The sequence below is a fragment of the Trueperella sp. LYQ143 genome (assembly GCF_046599595.1).
In the GTDB taxonomy this organism is placed as follows: domain Bacteria; phylum Actinomycetota; class Actinomycetes; order Actinomycetales; family Actinomycetaceae; genus Trueperella.
In genome coordinates this window covers 14,637-30,175 of record NZ_JBKIWR010000014.1, presented here as the reverse complement: position 1 = coordinate 30,175, position 15,539 = coordinate 14,637, and the positions used below count along the sequence as shown (strand labels likewise).

Annotated in this window: 16 protein-coding genes; 2 read left to right on the top strand and 14 right to left on the bottom strand. The window is 55.4% G+C overall.

The genetic code is table 11. The annotated features are described in order from the left end of the window. Position 1: 1 nt before the first annotated feature. The gene (locus ACLHIL_RS06350; RefSeq protein WP_411297120.1) at positions 2-1,720 is read left to right on the top strand and encodes a glycoside hydrolase family 13 protein; all 1,719 of its coding nucleotides are present in this window, start codon (positions 2-4) and stop codon (positions 1,718-1,720) included. 113 nt (positions 1,721-1,833) lie between these two features. On the opposite strand, the gene ACLHIL_RS06345 is transcribed toward ACLHIL_RS06350, so the two are convergent. The 3 genes from ACLHIL_RS06345 to ACLHIL_RS06335 form a co-directional block, all read right to left on the bottom strand. Beyond that, positions 1,834-2,772 carry a co-chaperone YbbN gene (locus ACLHIL_RS06345; RefSeq protein WP_411297119.1) on the bottom strand — a complete coding sequence of 313 codons (939 nt, stop codon included), beginning with the start codon at positions 2,770-2,772 and terminating at the stop codon, positions 1,834-1,836. Positions 2,773-2,935: 163 nt separating this feature from the next. Further along, entirely contained in the window at positions 2,936-3,955 is a 1,020-nt protein-coding gene (locus ACLHIL_RS06340; RefSeq protein ID WP_411297118.1) for a hypothetical protein, read from the bottom strand. Beyond that, positions 3,948-5,453, bottom strand: coding sequence for a hypothetical protein (locus ACLHIL_RS06335; protein ID WP_411297117.1), 1,506 nt, complete (start codon positions 5,451-5,453; stop codon positions 3,948-3,950). The genes ACLHIL_RS06340 and ACLHIL_RS06335 overlap by 8 nt, the downstream gene beginning before the upstream one ends. Positions 5,454-5,884: 431 nt before the next feature. On the opposite strand from ACLHIL_RS06335, the gene ACLHIL_RS06330 reads away from it, so the two are divergent. Further along, the gene (locus ACLHIL_RS06330; RefSeq protein WP_411297116.1) at positions 5,885-6,973 is read left to right on the top strand and encodes a DivIVA domain-containing protein; all 1,089 of its coding nucleotides are present in this window, start codon (positions 5,885-5,887) and stop codon (positions 6,971-6,973) included. A gap of 426 nt (positions 6,974-7,399) precedes the next feature. Here the strand turns inward: ACLHIL_RS06330 and ACLHIL_RS06325 are convergent, their stop codons facing one another. The 11 genes from ACLHIL_RS06325 to atpE are packed head-to-tail and all read right to left on the bottom strand — an operon-like array spanning position 7,400 to position 15,536. Then, positions 7,400-8,188: an alpha/beta fold hydrolase gene (locus ACLHIL_RS06325; RefSeq protein ID WP_411297115.1), complete on the bottom strand. Its 789-nt coding sequence runs from the start codon at positions 8,186-8,188 to the stop codon at positions 7,400-7,402. A gap of 9 nt (positions 8,189-8,197) precedes the next feature. Continuing rightward, entirely contained in the window at positions 8,198-8,494 is a 297-nt protein-coding gene (locus tag ACLHIL_RS06320; protein ID WP_411297114.1) for an ATP/GTP-binding protein, read from the bottom strand. Beyond that, positions 8,494-9,189: an endonuclease NucS gene (nucS, locus tag ACLHIL_RS06315; RefSeq protein ID WP_411297113.1), complete on the bottom strand. Its 696-nt coding sequence runs from the start codon at positions 9,187-9,189 to the stop codon at positions 8,494-8,496. The genes ACLHIL_RS06320 and nucS overlap by 1 nt, the downstream gene beginning before the upstream one ends. 45 nt (positions 9,190-9,234) lie before the next feature. Beyond that, a complete protein-coding gene (locus ACLHIL_RS06310) occupies positions 9,235-9,636 on the bottom strand; it encodes a DUF2550 family protein (protein ID WP_411297112.1) in 402 nt (133 codons plus the stop codon). Further along, positions 9,633-9,914: a F0F1 ATP synthase subunit epsilon gene (locus ACLHIL_RS06305; RefSeq protein ID WP_411297111.1), complete on the bottom strand. Its 282-nt coding sequence runs from the start codon at positions 9,912-9,914 to the stop codon at positions 9,633-9,635. The genes ACLHIL_RS06310 and ACLHIL_RS06305 overlap by 4 nt, the downstream gene beginning before the upstream one ends. Next, the gene (atpD, locus tag ACLHIL_RS06300; protein WP_411297110.1) at positions 9,911-11,371 is read right to left on the bottom strand and encodes a F0F1 ATP synthase subunit beta; all 1,461 of its coding nucleotides are present in this window, start codon (positions 11,369-11,371) and stop codon (positions 9,911-9,913) included. Before atpD ends, ACLHIL_RS06305 begins: the two co-directional genes overlap by 4 nt. A 25-nt stretch (positions 11,372-11,396) precedes the next feature. Further along, positions 11,397-12,284 (bottom strand): F0F1 ATP synthase subunit gamma, encoded by an 888-nt coding sequence (locus tag ACLHIL_RS06295; protein ID WP_411297109.1) that lies wholly within the window; start codon positions 12,282-12,284, stop codon positions 11,397-11,399. Between the two features lie 2 nt (positions 12,285-12,286). Beyond that, complete coding sequence (gene atpA, locus ACLHIL_RS06290) at positions 12,287-13,912, bottom strand: F0F1 ATP synthase subunit alpha (protein ID WP_411297108.1); 1,626 nt, start codon at positions 13,910-13,912, stop codon at positions 12,287-12,289. Positions 13,913-13,953: 41 nt separating this feature from the next. Then, a complete protein-coding gene (locus tag ACLHIL_RS06285; RefSeq protein ID WP_411297107.1) occupies positions 13,954-14,763 on the bottom strand; it encodes a F0F1 ATP synthase subunit delta in 810 nt (269 codons plus the stop codon). A 3-nt stretch (positions 14,764-14,766) separates the two neighbouring features. Then, complete coding sequence (gene atpF, locus ACLHIL_RS06280) at positions 14,767-15,327, bottom strand: F0F1 ATP synthase subunit B (RefSeq protein WP_411297106.1); 561 nt, start codon at positions 15,325-15,327, stop codon at positions 14,767-14,769. After that, entirely contained in the window at positions 15,327-15,536 is a 210-nt protein-coding gene (gene atpE, locus ACLHIL_RS06275; RefSeq protein ID WP_411297105.1) for an ATP synthase F0 subunit C, read from the bottom strand. Before atpE ends, atpF begins: the two co-directional genes overlap by 1 nt. Between the last annotated feature and the right edge of the window lie 3 nt (positions 15,537-15,539).

The following is a 15,539-nucleotide window of genomic DNA, read 5'->3' as shown; positions in this document are numbered from 1 at the left end:
TATGGCACGCATATTGCATGAGCAAACCCCCACTCAACAGTGGTGGAATCATGCTGTCATCTACCAGATCTATCCGCGCTCATTTGCGTCACGTCACGGGCAGATCGGAGATCTACCTGGAATCATTGACCACCTCGGATACCTTGCCGACCTCGGAATCGATGCAGTGTGGCTCTCCCCGTTCTACCTATCACCACAAAAAGACGCCGGCTACGACGTCGCTGACTACTACCGCGTCGATCCCATGTTCGGCACCAACGACGACGCGATCGCCCTCATCAACGCCGTCCACGAACATGGCTTGCGGATCATCGTCGATATGGTTCCCAACCACACCTCAGATCAGCACGTCTGGTTCCAAGCGGCACTTGCAGATCCTAATAGCCCGCAACGCCAGTACTACTGGTTCCGCGATGGAAAGCCCGATAATCATCAACCCCCGAACGATTGGGGGTCCATCTTCGGCTCCCGCGCCTGGACGCGCGTCTGCGATCGCGCTGACGCTCCCGGATCGCCGTGGGAAAACGACACCCAGTGGTATCTCCACCTCTTTGATTCCAGCCAGCCCGATCTCAACTGGGACAGCCCAGAAGTACGTGCCGAATTCTGCAATATTCTGCGCTACTGGCTCGATCTTGGGGTAGATGGCTTCCGCGTTGACGTCGCCCACGGGCTATGCAAAGATCCTGAGCTCCCCGATTGGCAGTTCCACTGGGATATGGTTTCCGGCGGTTCCAAGGTTCCTGGCGACGTGCCACCTCCTCCCCAATGGAATCGCCCAGAAGTCCACGAGATCTACCGGGAATGGCGCGCCGTACTAGATGAATACGGCCCAGATCGCGCACTCGTGGCTGAAGCCTGGGTTGATAACCTCGATGATATGGCGAAATTCGTTCGCGCTGACGAAATGAGTCAGGCCTTCAATTTTGACTTCCTGTGCTCGCCTTTCACCGTCAACGCCTACCGCACATCCATTCGAGAATCCTTGCGAGCGATGGATAACGTCGGCGCTCCAACGACATGGGTTTTGTCAAACCACGACGTAGTACGGGTGGTATCCCGCATGGGATTAGTAGAAACTGGCAAAGGCCCAAATGGGATTCGCCCGACGGACCCCCAGCCCGATGCACAATTGGGAATGCAGCGCGGACTAGCCGCCCACCTTTTGCAAGCTGGACTGCCTGGCTCATGCTATATCTATCAAGGCGAAGAACTCGCACTACCAGAACACACCGGATTGAGCGACGATATTCGGCAAGATCCGGCCTATTTCCGCACCCGTGGAGTTGAGGCCGGTCGAGATGGCTGCCGTATCCCAATGCCGTGGAATTCCCAACTGCCCGGATTCGGGTTCTCTCCCAGCGGCGAAACCTGGCTTCCGCAGCCAGAAGAATGGCGCGATCTTGCCGTTGATGTTCAGCTCTCGCGGTCGGATTCGACGCTGGCACTTTTCCGCCGGCTCTTTGCAGCCCGCGCAGAACTCCGTATGGCGCAAGCGCAATTATGCGAAGTTGAGGAAGATTCCCCGTGGCTGCACTATATTTCTCGGCACGATACGCGAGATGACGTACATATCCTGACGGTATTCGATACCCCGACGCCGCTGCCGACAGGTGCAGAGATCATCATTTCGTCCCGCGCTCTTGACGAACCTACCGCACCTGGCGAGTCATATACCGTGCCCTGTAACTGCACTGTGTGGTTTACCCTCAGTAGCTAGCGCGGAAATCTGAGCGATTTTCTTCAGCTACTTCTAGCTGAGAATGGGGCGGTCCGACAATGTATTGTCGGACCGCCCCACTTTTAGCTTTATCTACGCTACTTTACCCGTCATTAAAACAGCGCATTCGCCAGTGATTTACGGGCTGCCATCACCAGATCGCATGGACCGAGAATATCGAAATAGGCAATTAACCGTTGCCGTGCCGCATCACGATCTTCTCCGTCAGTATGGCGAACAACGTCAATCAATCGAGCGCAGGCTGCGTCTGGGCGTTGATGGGATAGCTCAATATCTGCCGCACACAACTGAATATCCAAATCCGTCATTGGCGCGTTGGCGGCGCTTTCGAGAATCTCAGTGATTCGATTCGGCTCATTATCCGGATTCATATCCCGCAAACGCTGGAGTAACTCCACCTGATAGAGGACCGACTGTGCTTCCTGATCGGCGGGATCTTCGCGCAGAGCTTGAGAATATGCTTGATGCGCTGCGTCAATATCCCCGCGCTCTAACGCCGCTAATCCTTCTTTATGCAAAGGCGGGACCTCGACCTGTGGGGGGTGCGCCGATTCGTCGCCATCTAATACTCCAGTGATCCCGTACTGGGCAGCAGCCGTCAAAACGTTTTCCACAGTTTGTTCAAGCTGCTCTGCATCAGGCATCCCCTGGAACAACGGGATAGGCTGCCCCTGCAGCAGTGCGCACACAGCCGGAACTGCTGTGATTCCAAAGGCGCCAACCACCTCAGTTTCGGTATCGACGTTTACGCGACCAAGTTGAAACTGCCCCGCATATCGCTGCGCAATAAGCTCCAACTGCCCTTGAAGCTGTTGCGAGTTCTCAGAATGCGCCGAGGTGAACACCAAAAGGACTGGAACCTGCATAGACATCGTGAGGATGCCTTGCAAACTGGTTTCCGTAACGTCCGTAATATACGGCCCAGCAACAGTGTTTTCGGGCTGCCCAGCAGAGTTCGGTTGCGTCTCAGATTGAGTAGATAGCGTCGAAAAATCGACAGCCCCACGAAACTGGCTTCCCGTTAAATCCATCTGTTTCTCCTTGTCTCACACCGGCAACACCGTATTGCAGGCTATCGCCGACGCTGCAGTCATACCTGAGCTATCTGCACGCCACCATACCTGCAGCACCCTCTCAACCATACCTGCTGCTGGCAGGCAGCTAAGGAGTAAACCACAAGCAGCGTCAGCTAGATTAGTGAGCGGGATTCGCTCCGACGTTTTCCACGGCCACCAGGGTGGGCTTAGCGGATCCGATAACCTGCACAACCGCAGAGGCTGCCCCTGCCGGAGGAATATAGAACGCAACCGTTGTTGAATAATGTGCCACTGCTTTATCAGCAATCTCCAACACGGCGTTATCTTTATTGCCGGTGTACAGGGCCCCGATCTGATCGGCAATGCGCACTTTCGCGTTGCGTTGCGTCCTGGTGATTTCCACGACGTAGTTCAACTCACCAACAATGATCAGGCCACCGTCATCCGTATGGACGGCTCGAATTCCCTTATCCCCCGGAGCGAATTGAGTAGTTGCCGAGCCGCTACGCCCTAATGCCTGCCCAAAGCTATCTTGCTGGGCGGCAATTTGGGTAAATAGTGGATCGCCGTCTTGGAATTTGATCGCCTGCTGGGTGCGTGAGGCGTTATATAACGCATAGGTAGCCAGGACGTCATTCGGGTTTGCAGCATATGCCGACGGGTTGGATATATCTCCAACTTCGTTATCCAACTGCGAAACGATTTTTGGTACGTTCACCCCCGGGAATAGCTGCACCTGTGCCCACAGCGCATAGTTTGTTCGCGGAGAATCCTGGGTCCATACCGTCAACGACGTGAGATTCTGACCGTCAGCCGGTTTCTCAACCGTCATCGCAGTTCTCGGAAATCCTGTTCCCGATAGTACCGGAGTGGATTCTTTCGAAATGACGATCGGATCGAGTTGATAGCTGTCACCCAAGATTGCTTTCAGGCGAAGTTGCCCGGTGCGTTCGTCTCGCATCGGACCAGCAATCCGCCCACCCAGTTGATCGGCTGAATTACTTGTTGTTGCCGCGGCAATCCCCGCTGCAGCTTGCTCAGCAATTGCGGCGAATTGTTCCTGGGTAAGGATCTCTTGTGGCTGATCGCCATAGCGAGGCTCCGGCACCGCTTGCGGAGATGAGCACGCCGCCAGCAAGCAACACAATCCAGCAGCGATAATGGCGCGATTACGCATCCTTGTTCTCCTCTCCTGCTGTACGGGAATTACCCCAAGAAAAATCCCATAGCGCCCGCCAGGAACGCGCACCAGCTTCTGGCTGATCTGCATTATCCGATTCCTCTGAATGATCTGCCCGAGCAGGCGTTGAATCGACGCTATCTGAGTAAGCTTCTTGATCCGAGTCAGTAGTGTGTGCTAAGGGGTGTGCGGATTCATCATGCGTATCCGACGAAGACGATTCATTTTGCAGCAAGGGCGTTACGCCTTCAGCGCCCCCTTCATCTGCGTCACCTACTAGGCTTGACTCAAGCGCCTCGCCATTATGGGCCTCACCTTCGACGCCAGTGACCGCTACCTCATCATCGCTATGTGCGATGATGTCAGCGATATTGGCATTACGCAGCTCATCTGCTGGCGATTCTTCGCGATCTGCGCTTAATTCTTCCGGCTCCACATGCGATTCCTCTGGCAGTGGAACCATTGCTTCTGCGCTCCCCTGCAGATCAGTATTGCCATGGCCACTATCCGCATTATCTTCACGCAGCGAAGCGTCGTGTTCCAGATCCTCAGGCGCAGAATCATCATGCGTTACTGGCAGAATAATGCGATCAGCTTCAGCTAACTCACGATCGCGATATTCCCCGATACGAGCTGGCATAAGCACTGCCCCATAGCCAGAACCCGTCATCTCCTTGACCACATCACGAAGCTCATCCGTTGCCTCACTCGCCGGTATTTCTTCACCTGTTGGCGAGGTTTCCTCCGTTGGCGAAGTATCACCTGCCGAGGAGCTGTCATTAATTTTAGGAATGACGCTCGTCTCCTCAAATTGCCGCTCAGCAGCCGCTTCTTTGCGCGCCGCATTTTCTTCACGACGCTTTTGCACCGCTCGCTGTTGCCAATCAGAAAGCACCGTCAGCGCACCAATCAAGGCGAGCAGCACCCCGACGATAACAAAGGGAAATGGGCTGGTCTTTTCCGTCAGCTTCCGCTGCCACGTCAATTCCATCTGGGGTGCACTACCAGCCGTCGTAGTTGCAATAAACGACTGAGCAACTCCTTGGTTTGGTTCAAGGGTGACGGTTACATCTCGATCGCCCGTCCCATGCTTCGTCCACATATCCGAATTGGCTAAGGAAAACGTGTCATTAGCTGCGGCGGCGCTGACTGCTTCCCGCCCGCTATCCGTCCCCGGAATCTGCGTACCACGCACTTGACTCCAGCTCGATAGCCCCGTCACTTCATACGCCGAGGCGTCCAGAACAAAGGCCTGCACATTAGGCGTAGAGCCAAGCCCCCATTGAATCTGCCCGCTATCAGCTTGTAGCCGTATCGTCACCTGGGAATCCACCAATGATAAAACTCCCGGCGCCGTATAGACGAACTGGTGCTTATCCGCTGGCACGCTCACACTCACCGTGGTTGAATCGCTATCCATCGCGGCTCGCACCACGCCAGTTATTGCAATGATGAGGCCCACGATGACTAGGACAATCCCGCCAATACGTTTCATGCATACGCCCTTCGTTATTCCGAGTACTATCACGAGGTCCTGTTTGCCCTCAGTGTTTCTACCAATGCTAGTTATTATCTAACAATCATCCCTCACCGAGCGACGGATGTGGCATATCCCCGCAGAACCTCGCCTTTGGATTGTAACAATTATGTAACAATACCTGGTTTTGAATCCTCGCATAGCATAGTGTGAGTGACTCTACCCTTTCCCCTTCCTACCGAGGCTCCTAGTAATACCTCTAGAGCAGAAACCACTCGCAGAAATTCCTCAATACGCCCATAATACGTCGGCTATTCGGTTCTAAAGACGGCACGCCATCCAATCCTCCGCTCACCTGAGAAGAACCTCATTAGGCTTGTAGATAAGTTTGTGCCCAGAAAGCACCTCCCGTGCCGATGCTGTTCGGCACCCCTACTGAAGGAGATACGTTGAGCGACTACTCTGGTTTCCCCGTTGTCATGCGCGGATACGACCGCGCCCAAGTTGACGAACATATCGCACAACTTGAATCCCATCTCGCTCAAACGCGAGACCAGGTTGCCCGCCTGGACGCTCAAGTCCTCCAACTATCTGGCGAACTCGCTGAAGCCAATAATGCATTGAAAGAAAACGAACGCCCATCCTATTCCGGCCTTGGCAGCCGCGTCGAACGATTGCTGCGTTCAACAGAAGAACAAGCCCTAGATCTCATGACGCGCGCCCGCAAAGATGCGGAACACATTGTTTCAACAGCCCGCACCCGCGCTGAAGAATTACGCGAACATGCCGAAACGGAATCCCGCAACACCATGAGCAGTGCCCGATCGGAGGCCGAACACGTGCGTTCTCAATCCCAATCTGAAGCCCGCGAGCTATCAGAATCCACACGCCGAACCTGTGAAGAAATGTTGGCTTCCGCCGAGCGAGAGGCACAGCGCGTGCGCAGCCAAGCAGAACAGGAAGCCACCACGCTCCGCTCACAAACCGAGCACGATGTGGCACAAATGCGCGCGCAGATCACCGAGGAAGTCACCGCATTGCGTACCAGCGCCGAAGAAGATGTGACCCAGATGCGCGCCCAAGCAGAACGCGAGATCGCACAGCGCCATACCCAATCCGCCACCGAATGCCAAGAGCGGGAAGCAGCCCTGCGTGAACGCAGCGAAGAACTCGTCCGAGTGAGCGAAGAACATGCCAAAGAGGCAGAACTGCGAGCAGCGCAGGCCACCGAACATGCCCAAACCGTAACGCAAGACGCACATCAATCCGCCCAAGACATCTTGGCCCAGGCCCGCGAAGAAGCCACACGTTTACTCAACGACGCCCACAATGAAGCTCAACGCATTCTTGATGAAGCCCGCCATAGCGCCGACGAACAGCGTTCCAACGCCGAAGCACATATAGAATCCTTGCGCGAACAACGCACCAATCTGGAATCATATCTATCTGACGTTCGCACGCTTCTAAGCTCCACATCCACGTCGATTGCATTAACCGAGATCGTGGACTCTGCCGAACACCATCACGCTAAGGAATAACGATGACGCAGTGCGCTGCATGATAGCGGATTCATAGCGGGTGCGGGCACGCCTCTCGGAGGGGCATATCGCTGACTGAGGGGCATATCGCTGGCTCAACAAGATAATTCCTCAGCCTGGCACACCGCCAACGGAACCTCCTCGCCGTAATCCTGAGCAACCATAAAGGTAGGGCTCGCAAAGAGTACATAGGTTTGTGGGGGTGGATATCATTGATTGTATCCACCCCCACAAACCTATTCAGTTGTTATGCCACAACCACGGGCCTATCCCGCGAAAACCACCACAGAGGCAGCCCGCCATCTCATTCCCGCTCGCTTCCCGAACATCCTGAGCAGGCACTAGCAGCCATCGTGCCTCACCTCATTCAAGCAGCCGCTATCTGCGGCTGCTTAGGGGTTTTCTCCTCTGAGACAATAGATCAAATCAGCCCCGAGCATACAGCGCGGTCGCATGAGCGAATACATCCAATGCTCGTGCCAACTCTACCGGCTTCTCATCAGCAGTGAAATGCCCCGCCCCCGGAATCTCAACATAATACGGATTACGGCATCGGGCACCCAGCTCCTGATAGGACTCCAACGACGCAGTAGGATCATCCATACCACGCACGAAAAATACCGGACCATCAATCATGCCCACCGCAGCAGACGAATCAGGGCGATCCGCTAAGGCACGCTGAATCCATGCCAAGCCATCATTACGCAAAACCTTAAAACGCGCATCCAGGCTCGCCCGCACCTCGTCGGTACATTCACTGCCGACCATAATCGTCGTCCAGTTCTCCACAGCCGAATAGCCCTCACCCGCATCGGCGCGCTCGGCCATATTGCGACGGAAAGCCTGCCGGTCAGGATCGTCAGCCGTGATATTCGTGTCAATCAGCGCCAATCCCGCAACCATCTGCGGATACGCCGCCGTGAACTGCGCGGCCACAGAACCGCCCATTGATAAACCAGCCAACCCCATACGGGTTACGCCTAAATCATCCAGACGAGCCTTTAACGCCTCCACATACGTCGAGATTGCCGGATCTCCTTCAGCGAATTCCTCACCACGCGGAGATTTCCCAAAACCTGGTGCGTCAACCGTGATGATGTCCCGATCGGGCAATAATTCCCGAACCTGATCCCACATCGTTGAATCGAGTGGAAGAGCGTGCAGTAAAACTAATGGAAGGTCCGTCGTCGGACCAGTACGTATATATGACAGCATGCTTTCAGACTACCACGCTGTAGCTTGATGACCTCGCGCTTTCCAACAACTCGTATGCCAATGTCGGCGTGCCTCTTGCCCCGCCGTCGGGCCAAACCACGAGTCCTCCGTCCATGCCACCACATGAGCTTCGCCTACCATAATTCGCCCCTGACATCCGGGGCACACATACTCTTTACGTGCTGCACGGATATGGCGAACCGTGAATTCCATGCCGTTATCAGCCATCTCATAACGGGTGTAACCCATCAGGCGCTCAATATTCAGCGGGGCACTAACAGGTGGTTTGCGTCGTCGTTTCGCCATTAGAACAGCCGGTCTTCTGGATTATCTAAACCGCGCATCGCATCGTAATCCAAAACCACGCACTCGATACCGCGATCTTCTGCTAATACGCGTGCTTGAGCTTTGATCTCCTGCGCAGCAAAAATACCCCGAATAGGCCGCAACGTCGAATCACGCTCCAACAGGGTTAAATAACGAGTTAATTGCTCTACCCCGTCAATCTCACCGCGACGTTTAACCTCTACTGCAATATGGCCACCATCGCTATCAACAACCATGAGATCCACTGGCCCGATTGCCGTCGGATACTCACGACGAATTAGCTGTACACCAGGACCAAGAAGTTCGGTCTGCTCTGCCAACAGTTTTTGCAGATGAGCCTCCACTCCATCTTTACGAAGCCCCGGTTCATCGCCCAAAATTTGGGAATACTCATGATGGATCTCGAAAATCCGGATGACGAGGACGTCATTCGTCTTGTCGTTCTCAACCCGCCACACCTGTTGGACTCCAGCTTGACGATCGGCTTCTTCTGGATCAAGCTCGCGCAAGGTACACGGCGGTGACATCCAATTCAGCGGTTTATAAGAGCCTCCATCTGCATGGATTAAAACTGCGCCATCTGCTTTCAGCATTAGAACGCGAACTGCCTGTTCTAAATGAGCATCTAAGCGACCCGAATAGTCAACAGCACAGGTGGCAACCACAATACGCACAAGACGTCCTTCCTCTCAGCAGCCAGCTTAGCTTACTACACGAGGTCAGCCGAATTGGGGCTCCGATTCTGGCGCGGCTGACTCCAACCACGACAATATCGCCTCCACCGCCAGCTGTTCGCACGCTAACTCGTATTCCTGACCATCAACATGAACACTCAGGAACCGGATACTTGCTTCGCCGCCGATACGATCCGCCGACATACCGCGCCGATCCCAGCGCGCCAGCGGACTCCAGCGCAACGCGCGCGGAAAAATCACCAGATGCCGCCCGCCCATCACGCCAATCCCGTAGCGCCACCGTTCACCCGCACAGCGCACCGCCACTTGGATAGCTCCCGGGCGGCGCAACAGCGAGCGCAACCGAATCACATAACCAGCCAGGACGACACATACTAAGCCCAAGAACACGCATAAGGCCGCTACGATGCCGTCCGACACAGTCACGACTGTATCCCTGCGATTTCTGTGGCCGTCTCATCGTCGTAGTTCTCCACCACGACCGAGATATGATCCTCGTCTACCGTCACGAACCCGGCACCAATGTTGATGCTCTGCGCAACACCATCCGAGCGCACAAAACGCACCGTACCCTTATGCACAACCGCCATAATCGGCTCGCGCCCAGGCAAGATTCCCATCTCACCGTTGTATGCGGGCACGACTACCGAGGAGACCTCACCTGAAAAGAGGACTCCGGATCGGGCTACCACGTCGAGTTTCATGATTCCTTCTGGAGCTTGTGCCAGGCGCGCTCGATATCCTCGATACCGCCGATATTGAAGAATGCCTGTTCCGGCACATGATCGTATTCGCCATCAACGATACGACGGAAGGCTTCCACAGTTTCAGCGATCGGAACCGTTGAGCCCTCCACGCCCGTGAACTTCACAGCCGTGTATGTATTCTGCGATAGATACTGCTCAATCCGGCGAGCACGCGCCACGGTGATCTTATCTTCTTCAGAAAGCTCATCGACACCCAGAATAGAGATGATATCTTGCAGTTCTTTGTTCTTTTGCAAGATTGCTTTCACGCGGGTTGCCACGTCGTAGTGTGCCTGCCCAACATACTGCGCATCCAAGATACGCGAAGACGAAGCCAAAGGATCCACCGCCGGATACAAGCCTCGCGAAGCAATTTCTCGGGAAAGTTCCGTCGTCGCATCCAAATGCGCGAAGGTTGTGGCCGGAGCCGGATCGGTGTAATCATCGGCCGGCACGTAAATCGCCTGCAGCGAGGTAATCGAATGACCGCGAGTAGAGGTAATACGCTCTTGGAGCGCGCCCATCTCATCTGCCAAGGTCGGTTGGTATCCCACTGCAGAGGGCATACGACCCAACAGCGTGGAAACCTCCGAGCCTGCCTGGGTAAAACGGAAAATGTTATCAATGAAGAGCAGGACGTCTTGGTTTTGCACATCACGGAAGTATTCCGCCATCGTCAGGCCAGACAGCGCGATACGCAGACGCACCCCCGGCGGTTCATCCATCTGGCCAAAGACGAGCGCCGTCTTATCCAGAACTTCAGCCTCTTTCATCTCCATGATGAGGTCGTTGCCCTCACGGGTACGTTCCCCCACTCCAGCAAAGACTGACACACCACCGTGATCCTGGGCCACGCGCTGAATCATCTCCTGAATCAGCACCGTCTTACCCACACCAGCGCCACCGAACAAGCCGATCTTGCCGCCCTGAACATACGGTGTTAACAGGTCAATAACCTTAATGCCCGTCTCGAACATCTTGGTTTCTGGTTCTAGCTGATCGAAGGTTGGCGCGTTGCGGTGAATCGGCCAGCGTTCCTTGACCTCCAGCGTCTCACCGTCGGCCAAGTTCAGGCACTCACCGACCACGTTGAACACGCGGCCCTTCGTCACGTCACCGACCGGAACAGAAATCGGAGCCCCAGTGTTGGTAACTTTTGCCCCGCGAACCAAACCGTCGGTCGGTTTCATCGCGATGGTGCGCACGATGTTATCACCCAAGTGCTGGGCGACTTCCAAGGTCATTGCCACCTTGTTCGGTGCGCCATCGGAGTCTTCGGCAGGCAAAGTCACTTCGGTTTGCAGCGCATAGTTAATCTCCGGAAGCGCGTCCGGCGGGAACTCGACGTCTACGACCGCGCCGACCACCTGAACGATGCGTCCAGTTGCAAGTTTCTGTGTCGTTTCGACTGACATATTTTCTTCCTTTTCCAGCGGGCGCTTACTTTCCGAGACTGTCGGCGCCGGAGATGATTTCGGTGATTTCTGTCGTGATCTCCGCCTGGCGGGCGTTATTCGCCAAACGGGTGTAATCCTGAATGAGTTCTTGCGCATTTTCAGTAGCGGAATGCATTGCTTGCTGGCGGGAAGCCAACTCCGATGCCGCCGCCATTAGCAAGACGGAATGAATACGCTGTGAAATGTACATCGGTAGCAAGGCGTCGAACAGGGCGCGACCCGAAGGCTCAAATTCGAACAATGCCCGCTGCTCAGTATCAGCGTCATCCGCATCAACCATTTGCACGGGCAGCATGCGCCGCACTTCAACGCGCTGCGTAATCATGGATTCAAAACGGGTATAAACCACATGCAACTCGCCGATCCCGCCATCTTCATCAGCGGCAAGGAACCGATTGAGGAACTCGGTAGCGATCTCATGGGAGGTCTCCACCGAAGGCTTATCTGATTCCCCGATCCAGGAATTAGCCACCTCAACGCCGCGGAAACCATAGTGCGATACCCCGCGCCGCCCGTACACATAAAGAACTGGCTCTTTGCCTTGAGCGGTTAACTCGGCACGCAGTCGATCGGCTTCCCGCAGCACAGACGCTGAATACGCGCCTGCCATGCCACGATCAGAGGTCACCACAAAGACGATAACGCGCTTCGTATCGGTACGTTCGTTCAATAGCGGGTGTTCTTCATCAGCGTGGGAGGCAACAGCGGCGATCGAATCCGTCAAGGCACGAGTATATGGATCTTGCCCTAACGCATTCTCACGCGCTTTACCCACCCGAGAAGCTGCAATGAGCTCCATCGCAGAGAAGACCTTTTCGAGCGTTTGCGTCGCTCGGATCTTCTGTTTGTAGATACGCTGCTCGCCCGCCACTGTTAGCTCCTCTTAGCCCGGACGATCTTCTCTTGCGATCTTTGCGCAGGATCTACCTCGTCAGAGGGCAGATCAACCGAGTCATGAGCAGAGGTGAAGGAATCCAGGAATTTCTGCGTTGCCTCCCGCAATGTATCCTCGGTTTCCTGCTCCAACAGGCCCGTGTTCGTAATGACGTCGAGAACATCCGTATTGTGGCGCAGATAATCGAGCAAACCGGCCTCAAACCGAGCGACATCCTTCGTCTCAATCGTATCGAGATACCCATTCGTTCCGGCCCACACCGAAGCGACCTGCTCAGCAACTGCATACGGGGTGTACTGCGGCTGCTTGAGCAACTCCATGATGCGCTCACCACGAGTGAGCTGACGACGAGTTGTGGCATCCAAATCTGAGGCGAACATCGCGAAGGCTGCCTGTGCTCGGTATTGAGCTAAGGTGATCTTCAGCGTACCGGCGACCTTCTTCATGGCTTTGATCTGAGCGTCGCCACCAACTCGCGAGACGGAGATACCGACGTCCACAGCCGGACGCTGATTGGCGTTGAACAGATCGGACTGCAAGAAGATCTGACCGTCAGTAATGGAGATGACGTTAGTGGGAATATACGCCGAGACGTCATTCGCTTTCGTTTCGATAATCGGCAGACCCGTCATCGAACCCGCGCCGTACTCATCAGAGAGCTTGGCACAACGCTCCAATAACCGAGAGTGCAGGTAGAAGACGTCACCGGGGTATGCCTCGCGCCCTGGTGGGCGACGCAGCAGCAAGGACACCGAACGATATGCCTCTGCTTGCTTGGACAAATCATCGAAGATAATCAGGACGTGCTTGCCCTGGTACATCCAGTGCTGACCGATTGCCGATCCGGTATAAGGCGCCAGGTATTTGAAGCCAGCCGAATCAGAAGCGGGAGCAGCGACGATCGTGGTGTACTCTAGCGCACCGTTGCGCTCCAAAGTGGCCCGCACGGAAGCAATCGTGGACCCCTTTTGACCGATTGCCACGTAAATGCAGCGCACCTGCTTATTCGGATCGCCGGATTCCCAATTTTCTTTCTGGTTCAAGACGGTATCAATCGCCAGAGCAGTCTTGCCGGTCTTGCGATCACCAATAATTAGCTGACGTTGGCCACGCCCAATCGGAATCATGGCGTCAATTGCTTTGATGCCCGTTTGCAGCGGTTCATGCACTGATTTACGCATCATGACGCCAGGGGCTTGCAGTTCGAGAGCGCGCCGCCCATCAAGGTCACTGATCTCGCCCAGCCCATCCAGGGGGCGACCCAGGGGATCAACGACCCGCCCCAGGTATCCCTCTCCGACGGGAACAGAGAGCACCTCGCCTGTGCGACGTACCTCCATCCCCTCTTGGATATGGGCGAAATCGCCAAGCACCACAACACCGATCTCGCGTTCTTCCAGATTCATCGCTAGACCCAGCGTGCCATCCTCGAACTTCAACAGTTCGTTCGCCATCGCGCCCGGCAATCCCTCCACACGGGCAATACCGTCGGCGGTAAGGTTTACGTGGCCCACTTCCTCGCTCACCGCTTTTGCGGGTTCGTAGGAGTTGACAAAGCTGTCCAGCGCGGCCCGAATCTCCTCCGGCTTAATCAGTTCAGCCATTCATCTTCCTTCGTTCGAACGCGGCACCCAGCCGCGGTACATCAATGGGTAAAAACCTCGCGTACAGCCTTGAGGCGGCTAGCGATGGTGCCGTCAATAACGTCATCGTCCACGTGTACTCGTACCCCGCCGATAACAGAGGTATCGATCGTGACGTGGATATGCACGTCTTTGCCATATTTTGCGCTCAAGATGCGCCCTAGGCGCGCTTCTTGTTCGGTGGTTAACGGGATTGCACTGGTCACAGACGCAACAAGATGATCTGCCATCTGTGCGGTTGCCCGCAAATAGGACCGCAATGCCGAGGCGATCGTCTTTTCCCCGTGTGCAATAGCCCGTTTAATCAGTTCAACGGTATATGGGCTGGCCGACGCAAAAATCTGCGCAGCCAGATTCTGCCGCAACTCCAGGGGCTGATTTACCGAGGTAAATGCCAAACGCAATTCCCGCTGATCCTTGAGCAGCCGAGAGCTTTGGTACAGTTCTTCCTCAACCGTTCCCAGCATTCCCTCGCGTCGAGCACCGACGAGTATGGCGTGAACGCCAAGATGCTCCAGGGCAAGACGCAAATCGCCGTTCTGTGACCACTGATCGCGAGCCAAGCCCATGACCAGTTCCGTCACTTCGTCATTTACTCGACCGCTGAGAACGTCGTGGGCCAAGGCAGCGCGATCATCAGGGCTGCGTGCCCCGTCTTCTAGCGCATTGCTCAGCACCGCCGAGTTACGCAGCACATCCATTACGGTGAACACTTCGCGTGCCAGCGCCATCTCATCACCGGCGCGCGTGAGAAGGTACCCTTCCCAGCGCTCACAGGCTCGGTTTAATGCTGCTTTGCTCCCTGAACGCATCGTTTAGTCCTCCGACTTGTGTGCAAGAGTCGTCGGGGCTGTTGCTTCAAGCTCGTCAAGGAAGCGGTCAATGACTCGGCGTGCCATCGCCTCGTCGGTAATCGCCTCACCGACGATCCGCCCGGCAAGTTCCGTAGCGAGTTTGCCGACGTCACCTTCCAAGGCGCTCATAGCGGCCGCCGTATCAGCGTCAATGCGACGCTGTGCATTGGCAATAATGCCCTCTGCTTCGTCGCGCGCTTTCGTCTGGGCGTCGTGAACAATCGCCTTGGCGTTATCCTGGGCGTGTTCCCGAATACCAGCCGCCTCCCGCTGGGCTTGCCGGATCTTTTCGGTCAGTTGAGCTTGCTGGTCAGCAACTTCAGCGCGCGCCTCCTGTGCGGCCCGCAAACCTTCATCAATCTTCTCCGAACGCTCATCTAGCATCGCGGAGAAAGACGGCCAGCCGAACTTATAGATGGCAATGGCAACGATGACGAAGGCCAACGACCCCCAAATCAAATCGGGTATCGCGGGGATGATTGAGAATCCCCCACCGCTGGCTAACGTCGCAGACTGCATCATCACACTCCGAATACCAGGCCGGCACCGAAGCCGATCAGCGCCAAGGCCTCAGCGAATGCCATAGAGATAAACATGTTCACACGCAATGCGCCGGCCATCTCTGGCTGACGAGCGGTGGCTTCCTGGTTCTTCGAGCCGATTAAACCGATACCAATACCGGGGCCGAGGGTAGCAAGACCATAACCAATAGTTGCGATGTTACCGATCATGTG